Source organism: Bradyrhizobium sp. USDA 4516 (assembly GCF_054055915.1).
In genome coordinates this window covers 330,365-354,775 of sequence record NZ_JBSRXT010000001.1, presented here as the reverse complement: position 1 = coordinate 354,775, position 24,411 = coordinate 330,365, and the positions used below count along the sequence as shown (strand labels likewise).

Here is a 24,411-nt window from a genome sequence, read left to right as displayed (position 1 = left end):
GTCCAAGTTAAGGCAGAATAAACGGATACCACTCTGGACGGCAAATGTGCGGACGCTTTGTCATAACCTCGCCGCCGGCGGCCTTGCGCGAGATGTTCGGCTATATCGAGCAGCCGAATTTTCCGCCACGGTATAATGTTGCGCCGACCCAGCCGATCCCGGTGGTGCTGCTGCAGAATGGCGGCCGGCATTTTCATTTGATGCGCTGGGGCCTGATCCCGTCGTGGGTCAAGGACCCCAGGACCTTCTCGCTCCTGATCAACGCGCGCTCCGAGACGGTGCGCGAGAAGCCGGCCTTCAAGAACGCGATCAAGCGGCGCCGGGCGCTGATCCCCGCCGACGGCTATTACGAATGGCAGGATGCCGGCGGCCGCAAGCGGCCGTTCTTCATCCATCGCCGCGACGGCCATCCGCTCGCCTTCGCCGCGCTTGCCGAGACCTGGATGGGGCCGAACGGCGAGGAGCAGGATACGGTCGCGATCGTCACTGCGCCGGCCAGTCCCGACCTCGCGCAATTGCATCACCGCGTGCCGGTCACGATCAGGCCCGAGCAATTCGCGCGCTGGCTCGACTGCCTGCCGAACGATGTCGACGACGTGATGCCGATGCTGAAGGGCCCCGAGGTCGGCGAGTTCGCCTGGCACCAGGTCACGATGCGCGTCAACGCGGTCGCCAATGACGATGCGCAATTGCTGCTGCCGATGACCGCGGATGAAATCGCCGCGGAGGACGCGCCGCAGCCGAAGAAGGCCGCGCCGCGCAAGGCGCCGGTGCGGGAGGATGACGGGCAGGGGTCGCTGTTTTGAGGGCTCACTGAACCGGCGTGATGCAGCGCGGATTTGCGTCAGCTCTCCACATCGTCGTCCTGGCCTTCGCCAGGACGACGATGAAGATGGACCTCGATTCAACCGGTGCGCAATTGCGCACCTGAGGGCTCGCGCCAAATGGCGCGCTCCGGCATGACAGAGCCAGAGATCACCCCTTCACGTGTGCCACGCCCTCGATCTCGATCAGCATCTTTGGATTGGGCAGCGCCACCACCACGCAGGTGGTGCGCGCGGGGTAGGGGGCGGGGCCGAACGCGCCGGCATACAGCGCGTTCATCGTCGCGACGTCGCTCGCGCGCGTCAGCAGCACGTTGACCTTGACGAGATCGCGCATCGTCGCGCCCGCCTCGCTCAGCACGCGCTTGATATTGGTCACGACATTGGCGAACTGCGCCTCGAAGCCGTCGGGCAGCTCGCGATTGGCGTCAAAGCCGGGAATGCCGGAGATGAACAACAAATCGCCGACGCGGGCGCCGAACGAGAGTGGCGGCGCCTGGACGCCGGGCGGAGGAGGGAAGTGCTTGATTGTGGTCTTTTCAGTCATTGGGTCACCCGTCTGCGTGAGATGGAAGGGGAGAAGTTTCGATGGCGCGCGGTGCCGCTGCACGCCGGCGCCAAAGATTCCTGCCGAAGAGATTCTGGCCGATCATGCCTGCGAGCATCGCGAGAACGAAGACCACGATCGGTAGCGAGAGGCCGGCGATATTGACCAGTGCCGGCCCGGGGCAGATGCCGACGAGGCCCCAGCCGATGCCGAACAGCACCGCGCCGGCAACCAGCGGCGCATCGATGTCGGTGCGGTCGGGCCAGAGGAAGCGCGCCGAGAAGGCGGGGGCCGTGCGCCGCCGGGCGATCGCGAAGCCGGTTGCTGCGACCGCAACCGCGCCCGCCATCACGAAGGCGAGCGTCGCGTCCCACGCGCCGAACAGATCGAGGAAGCCGAGCACCTTCTGCGGATCGGTCATGCCGGAGATCAGAAGCCCCGCGCCGAAGATCAGGCCGCAGGCAAAACTGGCAAGCACCGGCATCGCTAAACCGCTCCTTGTTTGAGCATGATCCTTTCGGAAAACCGCTTCGCACTTTTCCGGATCATGCTTAGCCTCCGATCCCGTGCCTGACGATTGCGACCGTTGCAATCGCCGTCAGCATGAAGATGCATGTTGCCACGATCGAGCGGCCGGACAGCCGCGCGAAGCCGCAGACGCCGTGGCCCGAGGTGCAGCCATTGCCCATCCTTGTACCGAATCCGACCAGCAGTCCCGCGATCGCGACCACTACAAGGCTCGCGTTCATCGCCGGCCGTGGCAGCGGCGCGCCGAACAGCGCCGCAATCAGGGGCGCTCCGATCAGTCCCGCGATGAACGCGATGCGCCAGGAACGATCGGCGCTACGGTCGGCGCCGCGGTCGGCGGTATCGGCCCGCAGCGCGCCGCCGACGATGCCGGTGACCCCGGCGATTCGCCCGGTCAGCAGCATCAAGAGCGCCGCGGCAAGCCCGATCAGCGCGCCGCCGGCTAGGCCGGAAAGTGGGGTGAAATCGTGCATCGATGCAGATCCCTGTTGCGCAAACTCCTCAGCGATCCGGCAAAGCGGTGGGCGCGCATGCGCCAGTGGTCGCGCGGCTGCAGAGGCGATGATAGACTCCGCACCATCAGGAACAAGCGCAATCCCGCATGTTTCGCGGCATTTCAGCGATGCCGCCGGTCGGCTGGATTGCCGCGATTCGCTCTCACTTCGTCCGGAGAATCCCCCATGAAGTTGCCATCCGTCGCCCGCGCCGCGCTGCTCGCGCTGGCGATGCTCACCGGAACGTCCGCTGCCCTGGCTGACGAGGGCGCGGTGACGCTCGTGATCTTCAAGGGCGGCTGGGTGTTCGGCGGCTCCGCCGGCAAGGGCGTCATGACCTTCCACGGCCAGACCTATGGGCTCACGGCCGGCGGGCTGGACTATGGGCTCGTGTTCGGCGGCTCGCAGACCACGTTGCAGGGGCGGGTGCGCAATATCCGCCGTCCGCAGGATATCAACGGCGTCTATGCCGCGGCGGGCATGGGCGTTGCGCTCGGCGCCGGCGTGCGCGGCATCCTCTTGACCAACCAGAACGGCGCGGTGCTCGAATTGAGCGGCAAGCAGGTCGGGCTGATGGCCAATGTCGACCTCAGCGGGCTTGCGATCACGTTGAAGGAGTAGGGAGCGGTCTCGTAGCGATCTCGTAGGATGGGTAGAGCCAACGGGGCCGCGCTTTGCGCGGACCCGTTGGCTCTACCGATCCTACGATCCTACGATTCCGTGATCCACTCGGCGAGTTCGCGCCACGGCTGTAAGGTCCAATGACCCGAGGCCGCGCCGGATGGCGACGGCAGCACGAACACTTCGGGAAAGCCATTCACCGATGGCTGCCGACCGAGCACGAGCGCGTTGGTCGGCCTGTTGTAGAACAGGCTCGCCGCCTTCCTGCTGGTGAAGGCGACGGTGTTCGGCCGATAGGTCTCGATCTTCGTCCGGAAGCCCACCACGTCGAACGACTGCCTGTTGATTTCGTGATCCATCCCGGCGCCGGTCTTGGAGAGATCGGTGAAGCCGATGCCGAGCGCGAGCAGTGCCGCGAACTCGTCCGGCCGATAGCGCCGCGGCGTGATGCCGGCCTCATGCAGCGCACGCCAGAACCGGTTGCCGGGATGCGCGTAATAATGCCCGACGGCGGCCGAGCGCGTGCTCGCTGCGGTGCCGACGAACACCAGGCGCAGATTGGCGCGGAGCTGGTCGGGGAGGCGGTGGGAATTGTTCGCGGGCATCTGGGGGCTGAATAAAGTAATCACGCGTTGGCACATGACTTCACCTGGAATCGAGCGGCGAACTGCGCCTCACCTCTCCCGATTGCGGGCAGGGCAATCCGCTGTTTCCGCGCCGTCATGGCCGGCACAAGGCCGGGCATGACGAGTTTGTGGCGCTATCGAGCCCATATGCGATTGCCAGCACTCGCAGGGGAGGCGCGTTCCCAAAATATCGAAAACAACCCCATGCAAAGTACAAAGTAGCCGGCGGTGGCCGGCGTTCGACCAGGCTACTTGACACGTCGGGCAACTCACGGATATTTTCCAATATTCCGAAATCACGCAGGCGCACGCTCGCCTCCCGGGGCATATGGCATTCGTGCGCTTCTGTAAGCGACGTTTCCATGTCGTCGTGGCCGCCAGCCATATGCATAGCCCTGCGGCTTGCGGGGGGCAGTGCCGTCGCTGTCGTCATTCAAGCTAGTCCCGTCACGCGCTAGCGCACCGGCTCCTTGACCTCTTCTTCCGTCGTGACCGCTTGCGACGGTCCGGTTGCGCGCACCATCAGGAACGTCCCCGAGAACCTTGTGCCGCGGATGCTCCAGCGGCCGTCGATCTCGGTCGCGTCGGCATTGACCGCGCCTTCATAGTGCACGGTGTTGTAGCCGTAGCCAGGCGGCTCGTAACGTTTGACGAACGTAACAGCGCTGCCGGAGCGCTGGCCCGCAAGCGATGCATTGTGCGTGCTGATCGGACAGCCCGGCATCACGCAGGGTTCGGTCACGCTGCCGCCGAGCGCGCCGCCGGCGTCGATCAGCGTCGCCAGGAACGTGACCATGCCGCTCGGCTGAACATAGCTGCCGTCCCAGACGCCGGTGAGATTGTCGGTCATGTCGCTTGCCCGGATTGCGCTTGGCGAAATTGCAGTGATCGATGTGGTGCACGCAGCGCCTCAACGCAAGTCGTGCCCGATCGCGCGGTTGCTTGCAGGTGCAAAAGGGTCTGTAATCCGCTCAAACAGATCAAGAAGAATTCGGGAGCGGACATGACAGGAGAGGCGAAAACCCACTTTGAGGTGATCGTGGTCGGCGCCGGCGTCGCGGGCATCTACCAGATCAAGCGGCTGGCCGATCTCAGCATCGACGCCACCGTGCTCGAAGCCGCGCCCGATCTCGGCGGCACCTGGTACTGGAACCGCTATCCGGGCTGCCGCTTCGATTCCGAGAGCTACACCTATGGCTTCTCATTCTCGCGCGAGCTGCTCGACGAGTGGCACTGGAAGGAGCGCTTCTCCGGCCAGCCCGAGAATCTGCGTTACCTCAACTACGTCGCCGACAAGTTCGACCTGCGCAAGTACATGCAGTTCAATTGCAAGGTCGATATCATGCAGTTCGACGAGACGCGCGACCTCTGGCAATTGAGGATCAGTGACGGCCGCGAACTGACCTGCCGCTTCGTGGTGCTCGCAATCGGGCTGTTGTCGGCGCCGACCATGCCGCGCGTGCCTGGCATCGATGACTTCAAGGGCCGCTCGTTCCACACCTATTACTGGCCGCACGAGCCGGTCGATCTTGCCGGCAAGAAAGTCGCGGTGATCGGCACCGGCGCCACCGGCATCCAGCTGATCGGCGAGATCGCAGACAAGGTCGGCGAGCTCACGGTGTTTCAGCGCCGGCCGAACTGGAGCGCGCCGCTCAACAACTCAGCGATCTCCGACGAGGAGATGGCCGACATCCGCGCCCGCTATGACGAGATCTTCGCTGCCTGCGCGCTGACGCCGGGCAGTTTTGTCCATGGCCCCGACAAGCGCGGCTTCTACGAGGTGAGCCGCGCGGAGCGGCTCAAGCTGTGGGACAGGCTCTACGACGAGCCCGGCTTCGGCATCTGGCTCGCGAACTTCCGCGAGATTTTCATGGATGAAGCCGCCAATGCGGAGCTCTCGCAATACATCGCGGGCCGCATCCGCCAGCGCGTGAACGATCCTGATGTCGCCGAGAAGCTGATCCCGCGGGATCACGGTTTTGGCGTGCAGCGGCTGCCGCTGGAGACCCGATATATCGAGGCGTACAATCGCGACAATGTGCAGCTCGTCGACCTCAGCGAGACGCCGCTGGTGCGCGTCACCGAGAGCGGCCTGCGCACCACGGCGCGCGACTACGACTTCGACATCATCGTCTACGCCACCGGCTTCGACGCCATCACCGGCGCCTACGACCTGATAGATATCCGCGGCATTGGCGGGGAGCGCCTCGCCGACAAGTGGAAGCACGCGCCATCGACCTTCCTCGGCATGCTCGTCCACGGCTTCCCGAACCTGTTGATGCCGACCGGCCCGCAAAGCGCCTCCGCGTCGACCAACTTCCCGCGCGGCATCGAGAACGGCGTCAACTGGTGCACCAACCTGCTGCAATACATGTGGGACCGCGGCCTGACCCGCGCCGACGCGACCCTGGAAGCGCAGCAGCGCTGGACCGCGCATGTCGTCAAGATGTACGAGATCATGCTGATGCGCAAAGCCAAGTCGTGGTTCACCGGCTACAACTCCAACGTCGCCGGCCACGAGGAGGGGACGGTCCGCTACTTCGTCTACAACGGCGGCACGCCGAAGTTTTCGGGGATCATCAACGGCGTGGCGGCGGAGGGGTATCGGGAGATCGAGTTTGGTGCGAGCGCCGGTGGCGCCGTGCGGGAGGCGGCCACTGGCGCGTCGGCATAGCGTAGCCCGCATGAGCGCAGCGATATGCGGGTCAGATAGAAGCCCCGGATATCGCGTCGCTCATCCGGGCTACTAGCTTTGTTTTCAGGCCACCGCCGCCGAATATCACATCGAGCAGCGAACATACGGCGTCTCCACCGGCACCGGTGCCTTGGAGCTGAGTATGATCTTGTTCTCTCCGGAGAGTGTTATGTCGAATGACACGTCCGAAACCGCGACGCCGTCCGAGCACGCCGCAATCACGCGAACATTCTGCCCGTCATCATGCAGCGATTTGACGGTGCATTTTTGAAACGTGCCGGTGATTTGCTTGCCCTGGACGATCAAGCCTCCCGCGTTGAGATCGGCATCTTTCTTGAACGCGAGCTTGTTGTTCTCCTTGGTGAAGACCTGGTTGCAAGCCGAGGCGTCGATCGTCCAGGCTCCGCTCAAATCCGCAGCCTGTGTCGAGGCCGCTTGCGCAACGAGAAGTACGAATAGCACAGCGTTGAAGGTTCTCATGAAACTCTCCAATCAAATGGTCACAGGGGTAATATCCCTGACCCGACCTTCATCGCTTTCGAGCGTCATAGCAAGCGATGAGATAGCGGATTTTTCGTTGATCCAAGTCAAGGGTTCTGCGGAGCGCCTGGTGTGGACCTGGGCCGGTTGCTGTCGTGACCGGCCTCCACAAGCCGAACACACGCACCAAATCATAAGTGAATGATCCAGACGCAAAAAGGCCGGGCTTTCACCCGGCCTTTCGTTTTTGGATGGATGCCCGGGGCGTCCCGCGCGAAGACGCGCTCCGCGCTGTTGCCCGGGCATGACGAGCGGTGAGGGTCAGAACACCCTGTTGCTCTCCTTCACCTTCTCCGCGTCCAGATACACGTCGCTTCCCATCTCCTTGAACTTGGCGCTCATCTGCGCCATGCCCTGCTCCTTGTCGTTGAGCGTCGCGGCGTAGTCGCGGACGTCCTGGGTGATCTTCATCGAGCAGAATTTCGGGCCGCACATCGAGCAGAAATGCGCGACCTTGTGGGCTTCCTTCGGCAGGGTCTCGTCGTGGAAGTTCTTCGCGGTGTCGGGATCGAGGCCGAGGTTGAACTGGTCCTCCCAGCGGAAGTCGAACCGGGCACGGCTGAGCGCATCGTCGCGGAGCTGCGCGGCCGGATGGCCCTTGGCCAGATCAGCGGCGTGGGCCGCGATCTTGTAGGTGATGACGCCGGTCTTGACGTCGTTGCGATCCGGGAGACCCAGATGCTCCTTCGGCGTGACGTAGCACAGCATCGCGCAGCCGAACCAGCCGATCATCGCAGCGCCAATGCCCGAGGTGATGTGGTCGTAGCCCGGCGCGATGTCGGTCGTCAGCGGCCCGAGGGTGTAGAACGGCGCCTCGCCGCACTCCTTGAGCTGCTTGTCCATGTTGATCTTGATCTTGTGCATCGGCACGTGGCCGGGGCCCTCGATCATGACCTGGCAGCCCTTGTCCCACGCGATCTTCGTCAGTTCGCCGAGCGTCTCGAGCTCGGCAAACTGCGCGCGGTCGTTGGCGTCCGCAATCGAGCCGGGGCGCAGACCGTCGCCGAGCGAGAACGAGACGTCATACTTGCGCATGAGGTCGCAGATCTCGTCGAAATGGGTGTAGAGGAAGCTCTCCTTGTGATGCGCAAGGCACCACTTCGCCATGATCGAGCCGCCGCGCGACACGATGCCGGTGACGCGGTTGGCGGTGAGATGGATGTAGGGCAGCCGCACGCCGGCGTGGATCGTGAAATAGTCGACGCCCTGTTCGCACTGTTCGATCAGGGTGTCCTTGTAGAGCTCCCAAGTCAGCTTGACCGGATCACCGTCGCACTTCTCCAGCGCCTGGTAGATCGGCACGGTGCCGATCGGCACCGGCGAGTTGCGCAAAATCCATTCGCGGGTGGTGTGGATGTTGCGCCCCGTCGAGAGGTCCATCACGGTGTCGGCGCCCCAGCGGATCGCCCACACCATCTTGTCGACCTCTTCCTCGACCGACGAGGTCACCGCCGAGTTGCCGATATTGGCGTTGATCTTGGTCAGGAAGTTGCGGCCGATGATCATCGGCTCGAGCTCGGCATGGTTGATGTTAGAGGGAATGATGGCGCGGCCGCGCGCGATCTCGTCGCGGACGAACTCCGGCGTGATGAAGGCCGGCACCGCAGCGCCGAAGCTCTCGCCGTCGGCGAGCGCGGCTTCGGCGCGCTCGAGCTGTTGCTTGCGGCCGAGATTCTCGCGCTCGGCGACGTAGATCATCTCCTTGGTGATGATGCCGGCGCGGGCGAATTCGAGCTGCGTGATCTTGTGGCCGTCGAGGCCGCGCAGCGGCGTGTGGTGCGCGGTGAACGCCTTGGCGGCGTGGGCGGCGCCGACATTGCCGTTGTCCTCCGGCTTGATGGTGCGACCCTCATATTCCTCGACGCCGCCGCGCTCCTTGACCCAGGCGAGCCGATTGCGCGGCAGGCCGGCGTTGACGTCGATCGTCACGTTCGGGTCGGTGTAAGGGCCCGAGGTGTCGTAGACCGGCAGGTTCGGCTCGCCGGCGCCCTCCGACAGCATGATCTCGCGCAGCGGCACGCGCAGATCGGACGCGGCCTCCGGCGTCGCAAAGATCTTGCGTGAGGCGGGCAGCGCGCCGGTGGTGACGGCGGGACGGGTGCTGTCGGGATTGGAGCGGATGTTCATGAGGGATCCTCCTTAATCTTGTCGTCATTCCGGACGGTCCGTTAGGACCGATCCGGAATCTCGAGGTGGTGGCGCGAGATTCCGGGTTCACGCTTCGCGTGCCCCGGAATGACGCTGGTGAGAGTTACGTGCATCACGCGGCCTCCGCGCTGAGGCCGAGCCATTGTCTGACCCGCGCGTCGGGGTCGGGGTTCTGGGTGACGTCACTGACGACGGCGATCGAATCGGCGCCGGCGGCGAAGATCTCGGCGGCGTGCTCGAACTTGATGCCGCCGATCGCGACAAGGGGGATCGAGCCGATCCGCTTCTTCCACTCGGTGATCTTCGGAATGCCCTGCGGCTCGAACCGCATCGATTTGAGCGTGGTGAAGAAGATCGGGCCGAGCGCGACATAGTCGGGCTTGGCGGCAAGCGCGGTGGCGAGCTCGGCGTCGTCATGGGTGGAGATGCCGAGCGTCAAGTTCGCTTTGCGGATCTCGCCGAGGTCGGCCTCGGCGAGGTCTTCCTGCCCGAGATGCAGATGCTCGGCGCCGGCGACGATCGCCGCGCGCCAATAGTCGTTGACCACGAGCTTGGTCGGCGTGCCCTTGGTCACTGCGAGCGCATCGCTGACGATCTGCAGCGCCCCGGCATCGTCGAGCTCCTTGGCGCGCAGCTGGATGGTGCCGACGCCGAGTTTTGTCAGTCGCTCGACCCATTTGATGCTGTCGACGACGGGATAGAACGGATCAGGATACGGCATGCCAGAACGGGGTCCCAACGACAGGGGTGGAGGGGGAGGCGAAGTCGCGGGCTTCCATCAGTCCGGCTTCGTAAGCGGTGCGGCCGGCCTCGACGCCGAGGCGGAAGGCATTGGCCATCGCAACGGGATCGGCGGCTTTGGCGACCGCCGTGTTGAGCAGCACGGCGTCATAGCCGAGCTCGAGCGCCTCGGCGGCATGCGAAGGCGCCCCTAAGCCGGCGTCGACCACCAGCGTGATGCCGGGCAGGCGGTCGCGCAACAGCTTCAGCGCGTCGCGGTTGGTGATGCCCTTGGCGCTGCCGATCGGTGCTGCCCACGGCATCACCACCTTGCAGCCGGCGTCGACCAGCCGCGAGGCGACCGAGAAATCCTCGGTGCAATAGGGGAAGACTTCAAAACCGTCCTTGATCAGGATGCCGGCCGCCTCGACCAGGCCGACCACATCGGGCTGCAGCGTGTCGTTGTCGGCGATCACCTCGAGCTTGATCCACGGCGTGCCGAACAATTCGCGCGCGAGCTTTGCGGTGGTCACCGCTTCCTTGACGCTGCGGCAGCCCGCGGTGTTCGGCAGCACGGTGACGCCGAGCTCGCGGATCAGCGACCAGAACGCATCGCCGGTCTTGCCACCCGCCGCCTCGCGCCGCAGCGACACCGTGACGATGCTGGCGCCCGAGGCGCGGATCGCATTCTGCATGATCGCAGGCGAGGGATACAGCGCCGTGCCGATCAGCAGGCGGGACGGGAAGGATTTGCCGTAGAAGGTGACCATGTGTCTCCTCAAACTATGCCGTCGTCCCGGCGAAGGCCGGGACCCATAACCACGACCGGAAGTTGTCGGATGGGACGTCTCCCCGCGTGCTTCACTGAAGGGCCGCGGCGTATGGGTCCCGGCCTTCGCCGGGACGACGTGGGGAGGGAGCTTGCGAATAAGCTCACATCACCCTCCCTGCCGCGGCGTGATGATCTCGATCTCGTCGCCGGCTTTCAACGCGGTGTCGGCCCAGCGGCTCTTCGGCACCACGTCGTAGTTCAGCGCGATCGCGAAATGCGTGCCCTCGTAGTCGAGCTCGGCCAGCAGCGCATCGACACTGGAGGCCACGATCTCCCGCTGCTCGCCGTTGACGATCACGCGCATTGCATCACCTCATTGTCGATTTCGCCGCGCGCGAGATAGGCGAGCGTCAGCTCCGCCAGCGCCGGCGCGAGCAGGAAGCCATGACGGTAGAGTCCGTTCACCGTGATGCGTTCCTGCTCGATCCTGATTTTCGGCAGATTGTCGGGAAATGCAGGGCGCAGGCCGGCGCCGAATTCGACGATGCGCGCCTCGGCGAATGCCGGATGCACGACATAGGCGGCCCCTAACAGCTCCAGCGCCGAGCGCACGCTGACGCCGTTGTCCTCGGCCTCGATCGAGGTCGCGCCCAGCATGAAGCGGCCGTCGCCGCGCGGGATCACGTAAAGCGGCCAGCGCGGATGGATCAGCCGCACCGGGCGCGCCAATTCGACCTCGGAGGTCTCGATGATGATCATCTCGCCCTTGACGCCGCGCAAGCTCGCCTCGCGGTCGCGCGCGGCAAGGCCGCGGCAGTCGATCACCACGCCGTCGAGATCGGCTGCCTCGGCGTCGCTGCCGAACTTGATGGCGCCGCCGGCCTTGCCGATCGCGGCATGCAGCCGCGGCAGCACGCTGCGCGGCTCGACATGGCCCTCGTCGGGATAGAACAGGGCGTCACGGAAACGGCCCTCGAGCGACGGCTCGAGCGCGCGAACGCCCTCGGCGTCGATCCGGCGATGGCCGGTGGTGAGGCGGGCAAAGCGCTCGAAATCGGCGCGGTCGCGCGGATGTGCCACCACCAGCGAGCCGTTGAACGGGGTTTCCGGAACATGCTGCCGCCACAGCGCGAGCGAGCGGATGCCGAGCCGGGAGATCACCGGCTCGGAGGCCTCCGCCTCGCACCACGGCGCCAGCATCCCGCCGGCCCAGTGGCTTGTGGATTCCGTCATCGCGGCGTCACTGCGCTCATGCAGGGTGACGGCACGTCCGGCCTCTGCGAGCAAGAGCGCATGCCAGGCGCCGGCTATGCCCGCGCCGATGATGGAGACGGGGGAATCCCCCCGCGGTCTTGACGTCTGATACATCCCTGTCCCTTCGCCGGCATGACCCGGATCAGGTTCAAAGGGTCACCGCGGTCCCGGACTATTCGCCTACTGGCTAGCCCAAGCTTGCGGTATCTCAGCTCCTCCTTCGGAGCACCCCTCGGAACGCCCCTAATGTAGGCGGATGGGCTCGTGTGTCAACTTGTATGCCAGACACGTTTGACAGGCGGTGTCGAGGATGGCCGGCACGCGCCGTGGGGCTGCGCGGACACGATCGGTGCTATTTTTCGGCCTGTTCCGGCTTCGGCTCGGCGGTATCGGCCGTCATTTGCTCCGACTTGGCGAATTCCTTCGGCGGTGCACCCGCGCCGCCATGCTTCGCTTCCTTCAGGTGATCCCCGCGCTGGCGCTTTGCGACGTAGTAATACCCGCCCGCGAAATAACGCACGGCTCGATCGTGATTGCCATCGGCGGCGCGATAGGCGCCGGCGAGGTACTTGATGCCGTATTTGAGGTTGGTCTGGGGATCGCGCAGACCCTCGGCGGTACCGGTGTAGCCGAGGCCGCGTGCAGTGCCGAGCTTGATTTGCATCAGCCCGATCGTGCCGCCGCGTCCGATCAGCTGCGGATGGTACTTGCTCTCGCGCACGATGACGCGATGCACCAGCTCTTCCGGTACGAGGTTGGCCTGGGCCTCGGCCGCCACCATCGCCTCATATTGCGCGCGCGATTGCGCCTGCGCGCTCGCGCAGGACGCCAGCACCGCGATTGCGGCAAGGCAGCCAAGGGCTTGTACGGTCTTCATCTCAATCGCTCGGGCTTTCAGATGCGCGTCGGTTCTGCGGTCTCATTGGTACGGCTAGCGGGCAGGAATGTGGCAAAACCTTCGCATCAGCGAACGTTAATGCATCCGTGATTGTCCGGTCATGGGGTGAAGGGACGACGCGATTGCAAGACGGATGCTTCAAATTGTTTGCTTCAATCGTCTCAGCCAAAAATTGTCTTGGCCTGCAATTTCCTTCTAATTTTTCTGACTAATTTTGCCGCACGCTATCCACAGCAGTTTGTCGTGCAAACGAATCAATGAAGGTCTAGACTTCGTCCACGGCAGAGTGCGCGATCGTTCAGTCAGCAGCTCTGTCCAAGCACGCAAGAAACAACATTCGGGAGATGCGCCATGGTCCGTCAGGACACCGGCTATATGCCTCGCGAAAATCCCTGCGCGCAATGCGGTAAGCCGATCGCCCGCCCTGATTGGGTGGAGCACAGCGAAGGCCGCTCGTCGTTCTTGTGGAATTGCCGCGCCTGCAATTACCGCTTCGAGGCCATCGCGATCTACGAGGAAGCGGAGCTCATTACGCCGCTCGCCGCCTGACGTCTCCTCATCGCATCAGCTTCGCCTGATCAGGCCGCGGATTTCTGCCGCTGCAATTGCTGTTGCCGCGCCGGCAATTCGATCCGGACCACGAGCCCGTGCGGCTTGCGATCGTGCAGCGACAGCGTGCCGGCATGCGCGAGCACGATGGCGTTGGCGATCGACAGTCCAAGGCCGAAGCCTTCGGCCTCATCCATGTTGCGTGCCTGGTCGCCGCGCACGAACGGCTCCAGCACGCTCGCCTTGTGCGCATCCGAGATGCCGGGCCCGTCATCCTCGATGTCGACGACGAGGCGGTCGGGCTTGACGTCGAGGCGGACGGCAACTTCGCCGCCGAACCGCACGGCATTCTCCACCAGATTGGTGATGCAGCGATGCAGGTCGGCCGGCCGCGCGGTCGCCATCGCGTGCTGCGGGCCCGTGTAACTGACCTTGTGTCCCATGTCGGCGAACTGATCGGTGACGAGGTGCAGCGTGCTCGCGATGTCGACCAGCGTCATCTCCTCGAGCTTGCGGTCGTTGCGCAGGAACGACAGCACCGATTCCAGCATCGAGCGCATCTGGTCGAGGTCGCGCAGCATGCGGTGGCGGTGGGTCTCGTCCTCGATGAATTCGGCGCGCAGCCGCATCCGCGTGATCGGCGTGCGCAGGTCATGGCTGATCGCGGCCAGCATCTTGGTGCGATCGTCGATCAATGCGGTGATGCGCTCGCGCATCCGGTTCAGCGCCCGGGCCAGCGAACGAATCTCCTCCGGACCGCGCTCGGGCAGCGGCGCGGCGGCGCCGTTCAGGCTGAAGGTCTCGGCGGCCTTGACGAAGGACGACAGCGGCGCGGTCAGCGCCCATGCCGCCCACAGGCCGAGCAAGGTGACGCTGATGACGGCGAACAGCACCGTCATCAACCACGGCCCACCCCAGAACGGCCGCATGTGCTGATCCGGCGTCAGGTTGGCGGCGAACATGGCGCCGTCGGGCAGGCGGATCGCGACGCGGCGAATTTCGCCGTCATGCGGCGTGCCGCCAGCCTCGCGCGGGAGCAGGAAGATGCGATAGCCGGCGCCGAGCCGGCGCAACGCGTGCAGGCTCGGCGTGTCGGTTTCGGTAAGCGCGCCGGCATCGGCCGGCAGGTCGCCGATCGCAAGTTGCGGGAAGGCACGGGCGACGTCGGCCACGAGCCGCGGCCGCTCCGACGCCGGGGCATGCCCGAGCAGTTGCGCGGCGGCGGCGAGCTGGGTGTGCCAGCGGTCCGACGGCTCCACCCGATCAGGGCGATGGATCAGGAAGGTGGCGGTGATGATCAAGTGCAGCGCGACGATCGAAACGACGACCAGCGCCGCCATCTGGGCGCCGATCCCCCGCAGACTCAGCACGCGCAGCAGCTTCATGGTCAATTGTTCGTGGCGGCAACCGCCTCCACCCTCGGCGTGAACACATAGCCGCCGGAACGCACCGTCTTGATCATGGTGGCTTCCTGCGGATCGGGCTCGATCTTGCGGCGGATGCGGCTGACCAGCACGTCGATCGAACGTTCGAACGAGCCGGCGCTGCGGCCCTGGGTCAGGTCGAGCAGGCTGTCGCGCGACAGCACGCGGCCGGGCCGCTCGCAGAAGGTGCGCAGCAGGTCGAACTCGGCGCTGGTCATGGCGACGCGCGCGCCTTCGGGGTTGCGCAGCTCGCGCAGGCGGATGTCGATACGCCAGCCGAGGAAGGTCAGCGTGGTCGCGCCCTCGATCGCGCTGGCGTTGCGCGCGGCGGCCTGCCGGCGCAGCACCGCGTTGATCCGCGCCAGCAGCTCGCGCGGGTTGAACGGCTTTGCCAGGTAATCGTCGGCGCCCATCTCGAGGCCGAGGATGCGGTCGACGTCCTCGCCGCGCGCGGTCAGCATGATGATCGGCGTCTGCGATTCCGCCCGCACCTTGCGGCACAGGCTGAGGCCGTCCTCGCCGGGCAGCATGACGTCGAGCACCAGGAGATCCACCCGATGATCGGTCATCGCCTTGGCCATCTCGCGGCCGTCGGAGGCGGTCGTGACATGACAAGAATTGGTACGGAGATATTTTGCGATAAGCGACCGCGTCTCGCGGTCGTCCTCGACGACAAGGATATTGGGCGCAGCCTGGGTCATACCGATCTTTTGTCCGTGATTCGGGGAAAGCGGCTCAGGAATTTTGTTTCAGTATGTGTCTGAAATCTTGCCCGGCTATTCGGGTTAACAGGTCGGCCGCAGGCAGAAAAGTTATCGTTCTGTCATCAATCCTGATGCCCTGAAATGCGGGCAGAACCCTCTCGGGATAACGAATCGGCCCCTGGTCGTTATGGCGGCCGGAGAAGGGGAAGGGCGGCTGTCATATCCGGGGGCGGAACCCGTTACCCCGGCGACGCGTTATTTCTCTTTCGGGTCAAGGAGGGTGAGATGGCTGTCGAGGTCGAGACCAGGCCGCATCAGCTCATTGCAAGCGACCGGGTCGAGGGGACGGCGGTGCGCCGGGCCAATGGCGATATGATCGGCCATATCGAGCGGCTGATGATCGACAAGATCTCGGGCAAGGTATCGTACGCGGTGTTGAGCTTCGGCGGCTTCCTGGGCATTGGAACCAATTTGATCCCGCTGCCCTGGGGCCGGCTGCACTACAACCCGAAGTTCGAGGCCTATGAGCTCGACATCGAGGACGAGGAGCTGAAGCGCGCGCCGTCGTTCCGTGCCGACAAGGATTTCGATTGGGGCGATCGCTCGCAGGAAGTCGAGCTGCATCGCTTCTACGGCGTGCCGCCCTATTGGGGCGGCTTCTGATCGCGCGGCAACATGCGCGCATGACGACGCTCGCCGATCGATGATGCGGTCGCCGGGGCGAGCGCGCGGCTTGTGCAGCGCGGTTCGCCGGGACGACTTAGTGAGCCAAACATCGTCACATCATGGACTGCGCGTCCGGCGCAGTCGTGAGGCTCAACCGCAAGCTTGGTTGAGAGATCACGATACCTTTCGTCAAGCGGCGCAGCGTTTCCGTGCGCTGAAAGGTCCTCACCCCCGTTCCTCGGCATTTAAGCGGCTTTTGAGCGCAGGTCCGTTAGGAACGGTTGCGAAGATGACGGGTTTTCCCAGCATCGATTTTGCGAGAGGAGAGCCATCAATGTTGGTCAAATCCATCATCGCCGGCCTCGCCGGCACCGCGCTGCTTGCAACCGTCGCCGTTGCGCAGACGCCAACCGATAAGGGCGACAAGATGTCTCCTGCGGCGTCGACGTCATCCACGTCAGCCACGTCGCCGGATTCGTTCAAGGGCAACTGGCGCGCGTCGAAGGTCGTCGGCCTCAGCGTGTACAACGATGCCAATGAAAGCGTCGGCTCGATCAATGATCTGCTGATGGAGAAGGGCGGTACAATCAAGGCGGTCGTGATCGGCGTCGGCGGCTTCCTTGGCGTCGGCGAGCACTTGGTCGCGGTCCCGATCGACAAGGTGAAGTTCGTGAACGAGCCGATCGCCTATACCGGCGCCTCGAACACCGGCGCCGGCAGCACCAGCAAGACGACCACCACGGGCGCGGCCCCTGCGGCGGCGACGTCGAAGCCGAATCCCTGGTATCCGGATCACGCCGTGTTCAATGCGAGCAAGGATGAGCTGAAGGCGATGCCGGAATTCAAGTATTCGACCGACTAACGCATCGCGTCACCTGCAAGAGAAGAGCGCGTCCGGTTGCTGCCGGGCGCGCTTTTTTGCTGGCCGGATGAATAAAATTTGGGAAGAGTGTAGGGAGTAGGTCAGGCGATCCAATTCGGACAGCGCGTTGCAATCATCATCAACCCTTACGTGATCATTCGTCAAATGGCTGAACAATCCGATGAATGACACGGACCGCGATGGCGGCGATCCCGCGGTAGCCCGGATTCGCGGCCGTTACCCGCAATACACGCGGCGCCGGTTGGCAGGCTTTGCGGAGCGGCTGCAACAGAAGGTTCATGCCGGCCGCGTGCCGGTCACTTCGCTCGCGCTTGCCGGTCCCACCGAGCGGATCAGCCTCGAGGACGCGCTCAAGCTCGATTATCGGCCGGTCCCGTTGGGCGAGACGCTGGCACCGCTATGGGCGACTTATTGGGTGCAGGTCGTGGCCGAGGTGCCGCGGGCCTGGGCCGGCACGCGCGTGGATCTGTATTGGGACAGCCGCTCGGAAGCGCTGCTTTGGCTCAACGGACGTTCCTCGCAGGGTCTCAATCCCGGCCGCCACACCGCGCCGCTCGTTCAGTCGGCGAGCGGCGGGGAGACGATCAGCTTCCATGTGGAGGTGGCCTGCAACGGCCTGTTCGGTGCGTTCTGGAGCGATCCGCAGGCCTACGCGCTGGTCGCCTGCGAGCTGCGCTGCTTCGATTCCGAGGCCACGGCATTCTATTTCGACTACGAGGTGCTGCGCCAGCTCGAGGCTGACCGCGATCCCACGACAAAGTCGAGGTCATACGGCGCTGTCGGCGAGACGGCGCAGCCGGCGCTGGATCGGACCTGGGCGGGGCGCCTGCTGCACGATCTCAACCGCATCTGCAACATCACCGATCCCGACGATCGCGCGACCTGGCCGGCGGCGCGGGCGATCCTCGATGGCCTGCTCGCGGCACGAAATGGCAGCATCGCCCACGAGGTGTCGGCGATCGGCCACGCCCATCTCGACACGGCATGGCTGTGGCCGCTGGCGGAAACCCGGCGCAAGGCGCAACGCAGCTTCTCCACGGCGGTGGCGCTGATGGAGCGCTATCCCGATTTCAAGTTCGCCTGCTCGCAGGCCTATCAGTATGCCGTCATCGAGCAGAATGACCCTGACCTGTTCGCCCGAATTCGCGCCAAGGCCGCCGCCGGCCAATGGATTCCGGTCGGCGGCAGCTGGATCGAGCCGGACTGCAATCTGCCGTGGGGCGAGTCGATCTGCCGTCAGTTCCTCTATGGTCAGCGCTATTTCGAGCAAACGTTCGGCGCGCGCTCCAGCGTGTTCTGGAATCCCGACGTGTTCGGCTACGACGCCCAGCTGCCGCAGCTGATGCAGTCCGCGGGGATGTCGCGCTTCCTGACCCAGAAGCTGTCGTGGAACAAGTTCACCTCACCGCCGCATCACAGCTTCCATTGGCGCGGACTGGACGGCAGCACAGTGCTGGCGCATTTCCCCCCGGCGGACACCTACAATGGATCGGCGCAGGTCGCGGAGCTCCGCTATCACGCCGCCAATTACAAGGACGCCGACCGTTCGTCCGACGCACTCTATCTGTTCGGCTATGGCGACGGCGGCGGCGGTGCCGACGAGACGATGCTCGAGACGTTGCAGCGCGCAAGGGACTTGCAGGGGCTGCCGCGGATCCAGATTCGCTCCGTCGACGAGTTCTTCGACCGCCTGGCGGTATCGGCGCCGGATCTGGCGACGATCGAAGGCGAGCTCTATCTCGAATATCATCGTGGCACCTACACCACGCAGACCGAGACCAAGCGCCTCAACCGCGCTTGCGAGGCCGCCCTTCAGGCACTCGAATTCGTGACCACTGTCGCGGCTGCCTGCCGGCAACCGGCACCATCCGCACAGGAGATCGAAGCGCTATGGCGCACGTTGCTGGTCAACCAGTTCCACGACATCATTCCCGGCAGCAGCATCCGCGAGGTCTATGAACGTGCGGAGGTCGAACTCGCTGGCGTGGCGGAGGAGGCCGGGCGTCGCACGCAAGCCGTGCTGGCGACACTGTGCGATCCCGAAGACGGCAATTGGACACCCGTCAACACGCTGGGCTGCGCGCGCGCCGAGGTCGCGTCCGACCCCGACGGCGAGCTTCGTCACGTCGCCGCCGCGCCGTTTGCGGCGGGTGAAACGACGACGACCGACGATCGCGTTGTGGTCGCCGCCGATCTGGACGGCTTCGTGCTGTCGAACGCGCGGCTCGAAGCGCGCATTGATCGCAGCGGGCTCGTTCGGTCGCTGCTGCATGTTGCGACCGGCCGCGAGACCTTCGCATCGCCGGCAGCCCGGCTGCTGCTGCTCGATGACCGGCCGCTCGATTTCGAGGCATGGGATATCGATCCGTTCGCGCTGGAGACCGCGCGCGAGGTGACAGGAGATGTGAGCTGCGCCGTGCTGTCGGATGGCGGACTGCGCGGCGAAGTCCGTTTCGAGCGCGGGCTCGGACGCGCGAGCCGGCTCGCGCAGGTGATCCGCCTCGATGCCGGCGCCGATCATCTCGAATTCGAAACCACGGTCGATTGGCAGGAGCGCAAGACGGCGCTGAAGGTCATGTTCCCCATCGCCTGCCGTGCATCGAGGGCAACCTATGAAACCATGTTCGGCGCAACCGAGCGGCCGACCCATGCCAACACGGATGCCGATGCGGCCAAGTACGAGGTGCCCGGGCATCGCTGGGCCGATATCGCCGAGCCGGATTTCGGCGTGTCGCTGTTCAGCGACTGCCGTCACGGCTATTCGGCGTTCGGCAACCAGCTCGCGCTGACGCTGCTGCGCGGCTCCGAATTGCCTGATCCCCAGGCCGATATCGGGCGGCACCGGATGCGCTATGCGATCTATCCCCACCACGGCGACTGGCGCAGTGCGGACACGGTCGGGCGCGCCTTGCGGTTCGAGCGTCCAGTGCTGTGGACCAAAGGGCGCGCTGGCGCGCTGTTGCGACACTCGCTCCTGACTGCGTCCCCGGCCAATGTGATCGTCGATACGATCAAGCCCGCCGAGGATGGCAGGGGCTGGGTGGTGCGGCTCTACGAGAGCGCAGGCATTCGCACCGCCGCGACGCTCGATTTCGGCGTCGACATCGCGTCGGTGTGGATCAGCAACACCCTGGAAGACCGCATCGAGGCCTTGCCGACCGAGGATCGGGGATGCCGCCTGGCGCTGCGTCCATTCCAGATCGCAACGCTGCGGGTCTTCCAGGCGTAATGCCTGCAGTGACTTTCGCTCCGGCTTGCGGGGTACGGCATGGCAGCCGCGGAATTCCGTCTGCGATGCGCGGAGAGACCGGATCGCATCGCCAGATGCGATCCGGTGTGGAGTAGCCGTCAGTTCGACTTCACCAGCGGACAGCCGCCCTTGTCGAGCGGGCGGAACGCCTCGTCGCCGGGCACGGTGGCGATCAGCTTGTAGAGGTCCCACTCGCCCTTGGATTCCTCGGGCTTCTTGACCTCGAACAGATACATGTCGTGCACCATGCGGCCGTCGATCCGGATGTGGCCGTTCTTGGCGAAGAAGTCGTTGACCGGCGTGGCGCGCATCTGGGCCATCACCTTCGGCGCCTCGTCGGTGCCGATGGCCTCGATCGCCTTCAGGTAATGCATGGTCGCCGAGTAGAGGCCGGCCTGGATCATGGTCGGCATGTGGCCGACCTTCTCGTTGAAGCGCTTCGAGAAGGCGCGCGTCTCGTCGTTCATGTCCCAGTAGAAGGCGTCGGTGACGATCAGGCCCTGGGTCGCCTTGATGCCGAGCGAATGCGTGTCGGTGATCTCCTGCAGCAGCGCGATCATCTTCTGGCCGCCCTGGGTCAGGCCGAACTCGGAAGCCTGCTTCAGCGCGTTGGTGGTGTCGCCGCCGGCATTCGCCAGCGCCACGACCTTGGCCTTGGAGGCCTGCGCCTGCAGCAGGAAGGACGAGAAGTCCGACGAGTTGAGCGGATGACGCACGTCGCCCAGCACCTTGCCGCCGCTCTCCTTGACGACATTGGCGGCATCGCGCTCCAGCGCCATGCCGAAGGCGTAGTCGGCGGTGACGAAGAACCAGGTGTCCTCGCCGCGCTTGACCATCGCCTTGCCGGCGACGTTCGATAGCGCATAGGTGTCGTAGGTCCAGTGCACCGTGTTGGGCGAGCAGGCGGTGCCGGTGATATCGGAGGAGCCGCCGCCGGAATTGATGTGGATTCTGTTCTTTTCGCGCGTCAGCGCCGAGATCGGCAATGCGACCGACGAGGTCGGCACGTCGAGGATCGCGTCGACCTTGTCGTTGTCGTACCAGTTGCGTGCGATGTTGACGCCGACGTCGGGCTTGTTCTGGTGGTCGGCTGCGATCACCTGCACCGGCTTGCCTTTCACCTTGCTGCCGTAATCGGCGACCGCCATCTCGACGGCGGCGACCGAGCCCTTGCCGGTGGCGTCCGCATAGAGGCTCGACATGTCGGTGAGCACGCCGATCTTGACGACATCGTCGGAGATCTGGGCGTTCGCCGCGGTCGCTGAGACCGCGAGCGCGAGGCCGGCCGCCGCTGCGGCCAAGAGTGTTTTCATCGTGTTTTTCTCCCTGACTTTTTCGTTGAGGGTTGCTTCCACCGGGGCGTTCTAGCCGCTGCGACAAGCTGTCGCAAAGACGACTTTTTGAGCATGCGCGCGGCAAGTGTTCCCCCTCTCCCCGCTCTTCGCGGGGAGAGGGTTGGGGTGAGGGGCCTTATCCACGGGTGGCGATTGTCGTGAGACCTGTACCCCCTCACCCGGATTGCTTCGCAATCCGACCTCTCCCCGCAAGCGGGGCGAGGTAAGAGCAATCCGCTCGGGCAGTGTCCTACAGCGCCGGTAACGTGGTGACGGCGGCCTTGATGCTACCGTCGGTTTCCACGATCACCCGCAACGTCTTGGAATCGAAGTCGATCCCGGCCAGCCGGATGCTGTTGACCTCGGCGTCGACGCGGATGCCCTCCTCGTTCTTCTGCAGGTCGGCGATGGCGGCGGCGACCTTGCGCTGCGCGTTGGTCGCGAATGGCTTCAGGTCGACCACCAGCCGGTCGTTGAGGGTCTGCTGCATGTGCGGGATCGCCGCGCGTGCGGCGGCGCCGAGCAGGCCGAACGCGGCCTCGGATTCCACCGCCAGCTCGACGTCGGTCAGCCGCAGCGTCTGCGACGGCTGGTCGAGCCGCGGCCGGCCCCAGATGTGCACGGTCGCCTCGGCGCCCAGCCCGAACCAGCTGGCCTTCTCCTTGGCGTGCACCAGGAGCGAGATAAGAAGCCGGTCGCCGGAGGCGGCGATGCTCGCGCTCTTGACCGTCACGTCGACCGGACCGGAGCCGTCCTCGGGGAAGGTCTTGCCCTTGAGCTGCGCCTCGACCAGCTGGCTCAGCGTGGTGAAGGACAGGTCGACAGGCAGGCCGATCGCGACCTGGCTCGGCATCGGCGGCACGATCGAGAGTTTTTCGGGGAACGGGCAGTTCGGGGTGGTCTGCGCCTCCGTGATCCGCGTCTCGGCCTCGATCCCCATCGTCAGGATCAGCGAGGACGCATCGACTTTCGGCTGCGCGGCGATCGCGCGGGTCGGTCGCAGCTCGAGCCACATCGGCGGCATCGAGGTGGTGCCGCCGGTGCCTTGCAGCGGGATCGAGCGGCAGGCCTTGGCCCATTGCGTGCGGGCGTTGTTCTGGAACCCCGGGTCGTTGTGCAATCGGGCCTCGACCACAGAAATCTGGTCGGCGACCGCCTTGTCGATGACAGGCTTGACCTGGGCCGGCACGCTGATGCGGACGCCGGCCGTCGACAGGCTGGTGTCGCCGAGATTGACCTGTGCCTGCAGGTTCGGCTCGATCCGCCAGGACGCGCCGAGCTTCGGCCGCGCGGTGAGGGTGACGTTGCCCCTGATCTCGGCGTTGGCGTTGATGTTCTTGATGTTCACGGCGCCGATCTGCTTGGCGACATTGCCGCCGAGCAGGCTGCCGAGCGCGTCGTTGACCGCGCCGGTTGCCTTGGCGGACAACGCGCCGGTGACCTTGAGCGTGCCGTTGATCGGGGTGGTCAGCGTCAGCACGTCCTGCGCGCCGGTGGCGGCGATCGGCCCGCGCGATGCGGTCCAGCCGATGTCGGCATTTTGCAGGATTTGCTGGACCGGGTTGTCGGCCTTGCCGCCGAACGTCTTCGGCGCGCCGCGTTCGGCGGCGTCGCGGATCGCCGACAGCGCGACCGAGACCTGCGCCACGATCGTCGAGGAACGCGGCGCCTGCGGCAGCGGCGACAGCTCTGCGAGCTTCGGCTTCTGCACGGTGACGCTCGGCGCGAGCCAGTCCATTGCCTTGAGGCTGATCACGAACGAGACCAGCACTACCGCGGTCCCGAGCGCTATCGTCCTTGGATGCATCGGTAGACGCATCATTCCCCCGGATGAAAATCAACTTGACGGCTTGTACAGGCCCCCCGACGAGGGCGCCAGTGTGGCGGGATCAAGCTGCTTCAGGGGCGGAAGGCGTTAAGGTTGATGAACGCGACAACGGCCCCGGCATGAGAATGCCGGAGCCGTGGTCGAGGACGCCTTTGTTAAGGACGCCTTGGAGGGGAGGGGCTTAGCGGACGGCCGAGCCGAGATCGGCGCGGCGGTCGGTCATCGGCAGCACGATCACCTTGGTGCCGACGCTGACCCGCGAATAGAGGTCGGAGACATCTGCATTGGTCAGGCGCAGGCAACCGGAGGACACGCGGGTGCCGATCGTCTCCGGCGCGTTGGTGCCGTGGATGCGGTAGATGGTGCCGCCGAGATACATGGCGCGGGCGCCGAGCGGGTTGCCGGGGCCGCCGGCCATGTGGCGCGGCAGATAGGGTTGGCGGGCGATCATTTCCGGCGGGGGCGTCCAATCCGGCCACTCCGCCTTCTTGGTGATGGTCTGGGTGCCCGACCAGGTGAAGCCGTCGCGGCCGATACCGATGCCGTAGCGCATGGCCTGGCCGTTGCCGAGCACGAGATAGAGATAGGTGTGCGGGGTGTCGATGATGATGGTGCCGGGCGCCTCGCGCGTCGGATAGGCGACGACCTGGCGGCGCAGGCGGGCGGGCAACTCAACCGAACGGTCTTCCTCCTGCGTCTGCGGCATCGACTGCACCGGCGGCTGCACGGCCTCGGTCGGCGGCGTCAGGATGAAGGGGAACATCGGCAGCGGAGCGGCCGCGGCGGAATTCGAAAAAGCGACGGTGCCAATCGCCAGCGCACCGAAGGCGGCGGCAGCGAGACGTGAGTTCAGCTTGATGGAATTGAACATTGTCGACCCCTGTTGTTTGCGCCCTGCGCGCCAGTTCCGGCGCGTCGTTGGGTCAAAGCAGTACAGGTGAGGCGTTTCAGGACGTTTGCACGAAATCGCGAAAATGGTTTCGTGCCGTTAGGGAATTGTTTCGTGCGTGTTTCGTCGCACGGTTAAGGCCGGGTTGCCGGGAAGGGGGTGTCCCGCCGCAAGACAGTCTTCCTGGCACGGTGCTTGCTGTCCCAGCGCATTGTTT

24 protein-coding genes and 1 riboswitch are annotated in these 24,411 nt (G+C 65.0%); of the genes, 7 read left to right on the top strand and 17 right to left on the bottom strand.

Features of this window, described 5'->3' with window-relative positions; translation table 11 throughout:
* Positions 1-44: 44 nt before the first annotated feature.
* A complete protein-coding gene (locus tag ACVI1L_RS01675) occupies positions 45-806 on the top strand; it encodes an SOS response-associated peptidase (RefSeq protein ID WP_456782116.1) in 762 nt (253 codons plus the stop codon).
* Positions 807-975: 169 nt separating this feature from the next.
* Here the strand turns inward: ACVI1L_RS01675 and ACVI1L_RS01670 are convergent, their stop codons facing one another.
* From ACVI1L_RS01670 to ACVI1L_RS01660, 3 genes are all read right to left on the bottom strand, one after another.
* Positions 976-1,371: a RidA family protein gene (locus ACVI1L_RS01670; protein ID WP_076824036.1), complete on the bottom strand. Its 396-nt coding sequence runs from the start codon at positions 1,369-1,371 to the stop codon at positions 976-978.
* A 4-nt stretch (positions 1,372-1,375) separates the two neighbouring features.
* Positions 1,376-1,855, bottom strand: a complete 480-nt coding sequence (locus tag ACVI1L_RS01665; RefSeq protein WP_076824039.1) for a DUF6691 family protein — start codon at positions 1,853-1,855, stop codon at positions 1,376-1,378.
* Positions 1,856-1,922: 67 nt separating this feature from the next.
* Complete coding sequence (locus ACVI1L_RS01660; RefSeq protein WP_057014944.1) at positions 1,923-2,372, bottom strand: YeeE/YedE family protein; 450 nt, start codon at positions 2,370-2,372, stop codon at positions 1,923-1,925.
* A gap of 207 nt (positions 2,373-2,579) precedes the next feature.
* Here ACVI1L_RS01660 and ACVI1L_RS01655 point away from each other — a divergent pair, with 207 nt between their 5' ends.
* Positions 2,580-3,014, top strand: a complete 435-nt coding sequence (locus ACVI1L_RS01655; protein ID WP_028332611.1) for a hypothetical protein — start codon at positions 2,580-2,582, stop codon at positions 3,012-3,014.
* A gap of 89 nt (positions 3,015-3,103) precedes the next feature.
* Here ACVI1L_RS01655 and ACVI1L_RS01650 read toward each other — a convergent pair whose 3' ends face one another.
* Together ACVI1L_RS01650 and ACVI1L_RS01645 are read right to left on the bottom strand one after the other, a co-directional pair.
* Positions 3,104-3,619: a mismatch-specific DNA-glycosylase gene (locus ACVI1L_RS01650; RefSeq protein ID WP_057014945.1), complete on the bottom strand. Its 516-nt coding sequence runs from the start codon at positions 3,617-3,619 to the stop codon at positions 3,104-3,106.
* Between the two features lie 475 nt (positions 3,620-4,094).
* Positions 4,095-4,490 carry a hypothetical protein gene (locus tag ACVI1L_RS01645; protein WP_057014946.1) on the bottom strand — a complete coding sequence of 132 codons (396 nt, stop codon included), beginning with the start codon at positions 4,488-4,490 and terminating at the stop codon, positions 4,095-4,097.
* 153 nt (positions 4,491-4,643) lie between these two features.
* On the opposite strand from ACVI1L_RS01645, the gene ACVI1L_RS01640 reads away from it, so the two are divergent.
* Positions 4,644-6,314 carry a flavin-containing monooxygenase gene (locus ACVI1L_RS01640; protein ID WP_456782115.1) on the top strand — a complete coding sequence of 557 codons (1,671 nt, stop codon included), beginning with the start codon at positions 4,644-4,646 and terminating at the stop codon, positions 6,312-6,314.
* A 105-nt stretch (positions 6,315-6,419) separates the two neighbouring features.
* On the opposite strand, the gene ACVI1L_RS01635 is transcribed toward ACVI1L_RS01640, so the two are convergent.
* The 7 genes from ACVI1L_RS01635 to ACVI1L_RS01605 form a co-directional block, all read right to left on the bottom strand.
* The gene (locus tag ACVI1L_RS01635) at positions 6,420-6,815 is read right to left on the bottom strand and encodes a hypothetical protein (RefSeq protein ID WP_168857503.1); all 396 of its coding nucleotides are present in this window, start codon (positions 6,813-6,815) and stop codon (positions 6,420-6,422) included.
* 321 nt (positions 6,816-7,136) lie between these two features.
* Entirely contained in the window at positions 7,137-9,002 is a 1,866-nt protein-coding gene (gene thiC / locus ACVI1L_RS01630) for a phosphomethylpyrimidine synthase ThiC (protein ID WP_168857504.1), read from the bottom strand.
* Between the two features lie 133 nt (positions 9,003-9,135).
* Complete coding sequence (locus ACVI1L_RS01625) at positions 9,136-9,744, bottom strand: thiamine phosphate synthase (protein ID WP_168857505.1); 609 nt, start codon at positions 9,742-9,744, stop codon at positions 9,136-9,138.
* Positions 9,731-10,513 (bottom strand): thiazole synthase, encoded by a 783-nt coding sequence (locus ACVI1L_RS01620; RefSeq protein ID WP_076824053.1) that lies wholly within the window; start codon positions 10,511-10,513, stop codon positions 9,731-9,733. The genes ACVI1L_RS01625 and ACVI1L_RS01620 overlap by 14 nt, the downstream gene beginning before the upstream one ends.
* Before the next feature lie 168 nt (positions 10,514-10,681).
* A complete protein-coding gene (gene thiS / locus ACVI1L_RS01615) occupies positions 10,682-10,879 on the bottom strand; it encodes a sulfur carrier protein ThiS (protein WP_076824056.1) in 198 nt (65 codons plus the stop codon).
* Positions 10,870-11,883: an FAD-dependent oxidoreductase gene (locus ACVI1L_RS01610; RefSeq protein WP_456782114.1), complete on the bottom strand. Its 1,014-nt coding sequence runs from the start codon at positions 11,881-11,883 to the stop codon at positions 10,870-10,872. Before ACVI1L_RS01610 ends, thiS begins: the two co-directional genes overlap by 10 nt.
* Positions 11,871-12,012: riboswitch (TPP riboswitch) on the bottom strand. Its footprint overlaps the gene before it by 13 nt.
* A 109-nt stretch (positions 12,013-12,121) precedes the next feature.
* On the bottom strand, positions 12,122-12,646 hold the full coding sequence (locus ACVI1L_RS01605; protein ID WP_057014952.1) for a lytic transglycosylase domain-containing protein: 525 nt from the start codon (positions 12,644-12,646) through the stop codon (positions 12,122-12,124).
* A 372-nt stretch (positions 12,647-13,018) separates the two neighbouring features.
* Between ACVI1L_RS01605 and ACVI1L_RS01600 the strand changes: the two genes are divergently transcribed.
* Positions 13,019-13,216 carry a hypothetical protein gene (locus ACVI1L_RS01600; RefSeq protein ID WP_028332600.1) on the top strand — a complete coding sequence of 66 codons (198 nt, stop codon included), beginning with the start codon at positions 13,019-13,021 and terminating at the stop codon, positions 13,214-13,216.
* A gap of 29 nt (positions 13,217-13,245) precedes the next feature.
* Here the strand turns inward: ACVI1L_RS01600 and ACVI1L_RS01595 are convergent, their stop codons facing one another.
* Positions 13,246-14,601, bottom strand: coding sequence for an ATP-binding protein (locus ACVI1L_RS01595; RefSeq protein WP_456782113.1), 1,356 nt, complete (start codon positions 14,599-14,601; stop codon positions 13,246-13,248).
* Positions 14,602-14,603: 2 nt separating this feature from the next.
* Positions 14,604-15,341: a response regulator gene (locus ACVI1L_RS01590; RefSeq protein ID WP_018273044.1), complete on the bottom strand. Its 738-nt coding sequence runs from the start codon at positions 15,339-15,341 to the stop codon at positions 14,604-14,606.
* A 288-nt stretch (positions 15,342-15,629) separates the two neighbouring features.
* On the opposite strand from ACVI1L_RS01590, the gene ACVI1L_RS01585 reads away from it, so the two are divergent.
* The 3 genes from ACVI1L_RS01585 (at position 15,630) to ACVI1L_RS01575 (ending at position 20,122) form a co-directional block, all read left to right on the top strand.
* The gene (locus ACVI1L_RS01585; RefSeq protein WP_028344225.1) at positions 15,630-16,007 is read left to right on the top strand and encodes a PRC-barrel domain-containing protein; all 378 of its coding nucleotides are present in this window, start codon (positions 15,630-15,632) and stop codon (positions 16,005-16,007) included.
* Positions 16,008-16,344: 337 nt separating this feature from the next.
* Positions 16,345-16,872, top strand: coding sequence for a PRC-barrel domain-containing protein (locus tag ACVI1L_RS01580; RefSeq protein WP_456782112.1), 528 nt, complete (start codon positions 16,345-16,347; stop codon positions 16,870-16,872).
* A gap of 181 nt (positions 16,873-17,053) precedes the next feature.
* A complete protein-coding gene (locus ACVI1L_RS01575; RefSeq protein WP_456782111.1) occupies positions 17,054-20,122 on the top strand; it encodes an alpha-mannosidase in 3,069 nt (1,022 codons plus the stop codon).
* A 119-nt stretch (positions 20,123-20,241) separates the two neighbouring features.
* Here the strand turns inward: ACVI1L_RS01575 and ACVI1L_RS01570 are convergent, their stop codons facing one another.
* From ACVI1L_RS01570 to ACVI1L_RS01560, 3 genes are all read right to left on the bottom strand, one after another.
* Positions 20,242-21,456 carry an ABC transporter substrate-binding protein gene (locus ACVI1L_RS01570; RefSeq protein WP_456782110.1) on the bottom strand — a complete coding sequence of 405 codons (1,215 nt, stop codon included), beginning with the start codon at positions 21,454-21,456 and terminating at the stop codon, positions 20,242-20,244.
* A 271-nt stretch (positions 21,457-21,727) separates the two neighbouring features.
* Positions 21,728-23,296: a DUF4403 family protein gene (locus ACVI1L_RS01565; RefSeq protein ID WP_456782109.1), complete on the bottom strand. Its 1,569-nt coding sequence runs from the start codon at positions 23,294-23,296 to the stop codon at positions 21,728-21,730.
* 190 nt (positions 23,297-23,486) lie between these two features.
* Positions 23,487-24,176 carry a L,D-transpeptidase gene (locus tag ACVI1L_RS01560; RefSeq protein ID WP_076824069.1) on the bottom strand — a complete coding sequence of 230 codons (690 nt, stop codon included), beginning with the start codon at positions 24,174-24,176 and terminating at the stop codon, positions 23,487-23,489.
* Positions 24,177-24,411: the final 235 nt, after the last annotated feature.

What these genes read in the sequence shown, in the direction of transcription:
- ACVI1L_RS01675 (WP_456782116.1), top strand. Translation starts at nt 45, where the DNA reads ATGTGCGGACGCTTTGTCATAACCTCGCCGCCGGCGGCCTTGCGCGAG.
- ACVI1L_RS01670 (WP_076824036.1), bottom strand. Translation starts at nt 1,371, where the DNA reads ATGACTGAAAAGACCACAATCAAGCACTTCCCTCCTCCGCCCGGCGTC.
- ACVI1L_RS01665 (WP_076824039.1), bottom strand. Translation starts at nt 1,855, where the DNA reads ATGCCGGTGCTTGCCAGTTTTGCCTGCGGCCTGATCTTCGGCGCGGGG.
- ACVI1L_RS01660 (WP_057014944.1), bottom strand. Translation starts at nt 2,372, where the DNA reads ATGCACGATTTCACCCCACTTTCCGGCCTAGCCGGCGGCGCGCTGATC.
- ACVI1L_RS01655 (WP_028332611.1), top strand. Translation starts at nt 2,580, where the DNA reads ATGAAGTTGCCATCCGTCGCCCGCGCCGCGCTGCTCGCGCTGGCGATG.
- ACVI1L_RS01650 (WP_057014945.1), bottom strand. Translation starts at nt 3,619, where the DNA reads ATGCCCGCGAACAATTCCCACCGCCTCCCCGACCAGCTCCGCGCCAAT.
- ACVI1L_RS01645 (WP_057014946.1), bottom strand. Translation starts at nt 4,490, where the DNA reads ATGACCGACAATCTCACCGGCGTCTGGGACGGCAGCTATGTTCAGCCG.
- ACVI1L_RS01640 (WP_456782115.1), top strand. Translation starts at nt 4,644, where the DNA reads ATGACAGGAGAGGCGAAAACCCACTTTGAGGTGATCGTGGTCGGCGCC.
- ACVI1L_RS01635 (WP_168857503.1), bottom strand. Translation starts at nt 6,815, where the DNA reads ATGAGAACCTTCAACGCTGTGCTATTCGTACTTCTCGTTGCGCAAGCG.
- thiC (WP_168857504.1), bottom strand. Translation starts at nt 9,002, where the DNA reads ATGAACATCCGCTCCAATCCCGACAGCACCCGTCCCGCCGTCACCACC.
- ACVI1L_RS01625 (WP_168857505.1), bottom strand. Translation starts at nt 9,744, where the DNA reads ATGCCGTATCCTGATCCGTTCTATCCCGTCGTCGACAGCATCAAATGG.
- ACVI1L_RS01620 (WP_076824053.1), bottom strand. Translation starts at nt 10,513, where the DNA reads ATGGTCACCTTCTACGGCAAATCCTTCCCGTCCCGCCTGCTGATCGGC.
- thiS (WP_076824056.1), bottom strand. Translation starts at nt 10,879, where the DNA reads ATGCGCGTGATCGTCAACGGCGAGCAGCGGGAGATCGTGGCCTCCAGT.
- ACVI1L_RS01610 (WP_456782114.1), bottom strand. Translation starts at nt 11,883, where the DNA reads ATGTATCAGACGTCAAGACCGCGGGGGGATTCCCCCGTCTCCATCATC.
- ACVI1L_RS01605 (WP_057014952.1), bottom strand. Translation starts at nt 12,646, where the DNA reads ATGAAGACCGTACAAGCCCTTGGCTGCCTTGCCGCAATCGCGGTGCTG.
- ACVI1L_RS01600 (WP_028332600.1), top strand. Translation starts at nt 13,019, where the DNA reads ATGGTCCGTCAGGACACCGGCTATATGCCTCGCGAAAATCCCTGCGCG.
- ACVI1L_RS01595 (WP_456782113.1), bottom strand. Translation starts at nt 14,601, where the DNA reads ATGAAGCTGCTGCGCGTGCTGAGTCTGCGGGGGATCGGCGCCCAGATG.
- ACVI1L_RS01590 (WP_018273044.1), bottom strand. Translation starts at nt 15,341, where the DNA reads ATGACCCAGGCTGCGCCCAATATCCTTGTCGTCGAGGACGACCGCGAG.
- ACVI1L_RS01585 (WP_028344225.1), top strand. Translation starts at nt 15,630, where the DNA reads ATGGCTGTCGAGGTCGAGACCAGGCCGCATCAGCTCATTGCAAGCGAC.
- ACVI1L_RS01580 (WP_456782112.1), top strand. Translation starts at nt 16,345, where the DNA reads ATGTTGGTCAAATCCATCATCGCCGGCCTCGCCGGCACCGCGCTGCTT.
- ACVI1L_RS01575 (WP_456782111.1), top strand. Translation starts at nt 17,054, where the DNA reads ATGAATGACACGGACCGCGATGGCGGCGATCCCGCGGTAGCCCGGATT.
- ACVI1L_RS01570 (WP_456782110.1), bottom strand. Translation starts at nt 21,456, where the DNA reads ATGAAAACACTCTTGGCCGCAGCGGCGGCCGGCCTCGCGCTCGCGGTC.
- ACVI1L_RS01565 (WP_456782109.1), bottom strand. Translation starts at nt 23,296, where the DNA reads ATGCGTCTACCGATGCATCCAAGGACGATAGCGCTCGGGACCGCGGTA.
- ACVI1L_RS01560 (WP_076824069.1), bottom strand. Translation starts at nt 24,176, where the DNA reads ATGTTCAATTCCATCAAGCTGAACTCACGTCTCGCTGCCGCCGCCTTC.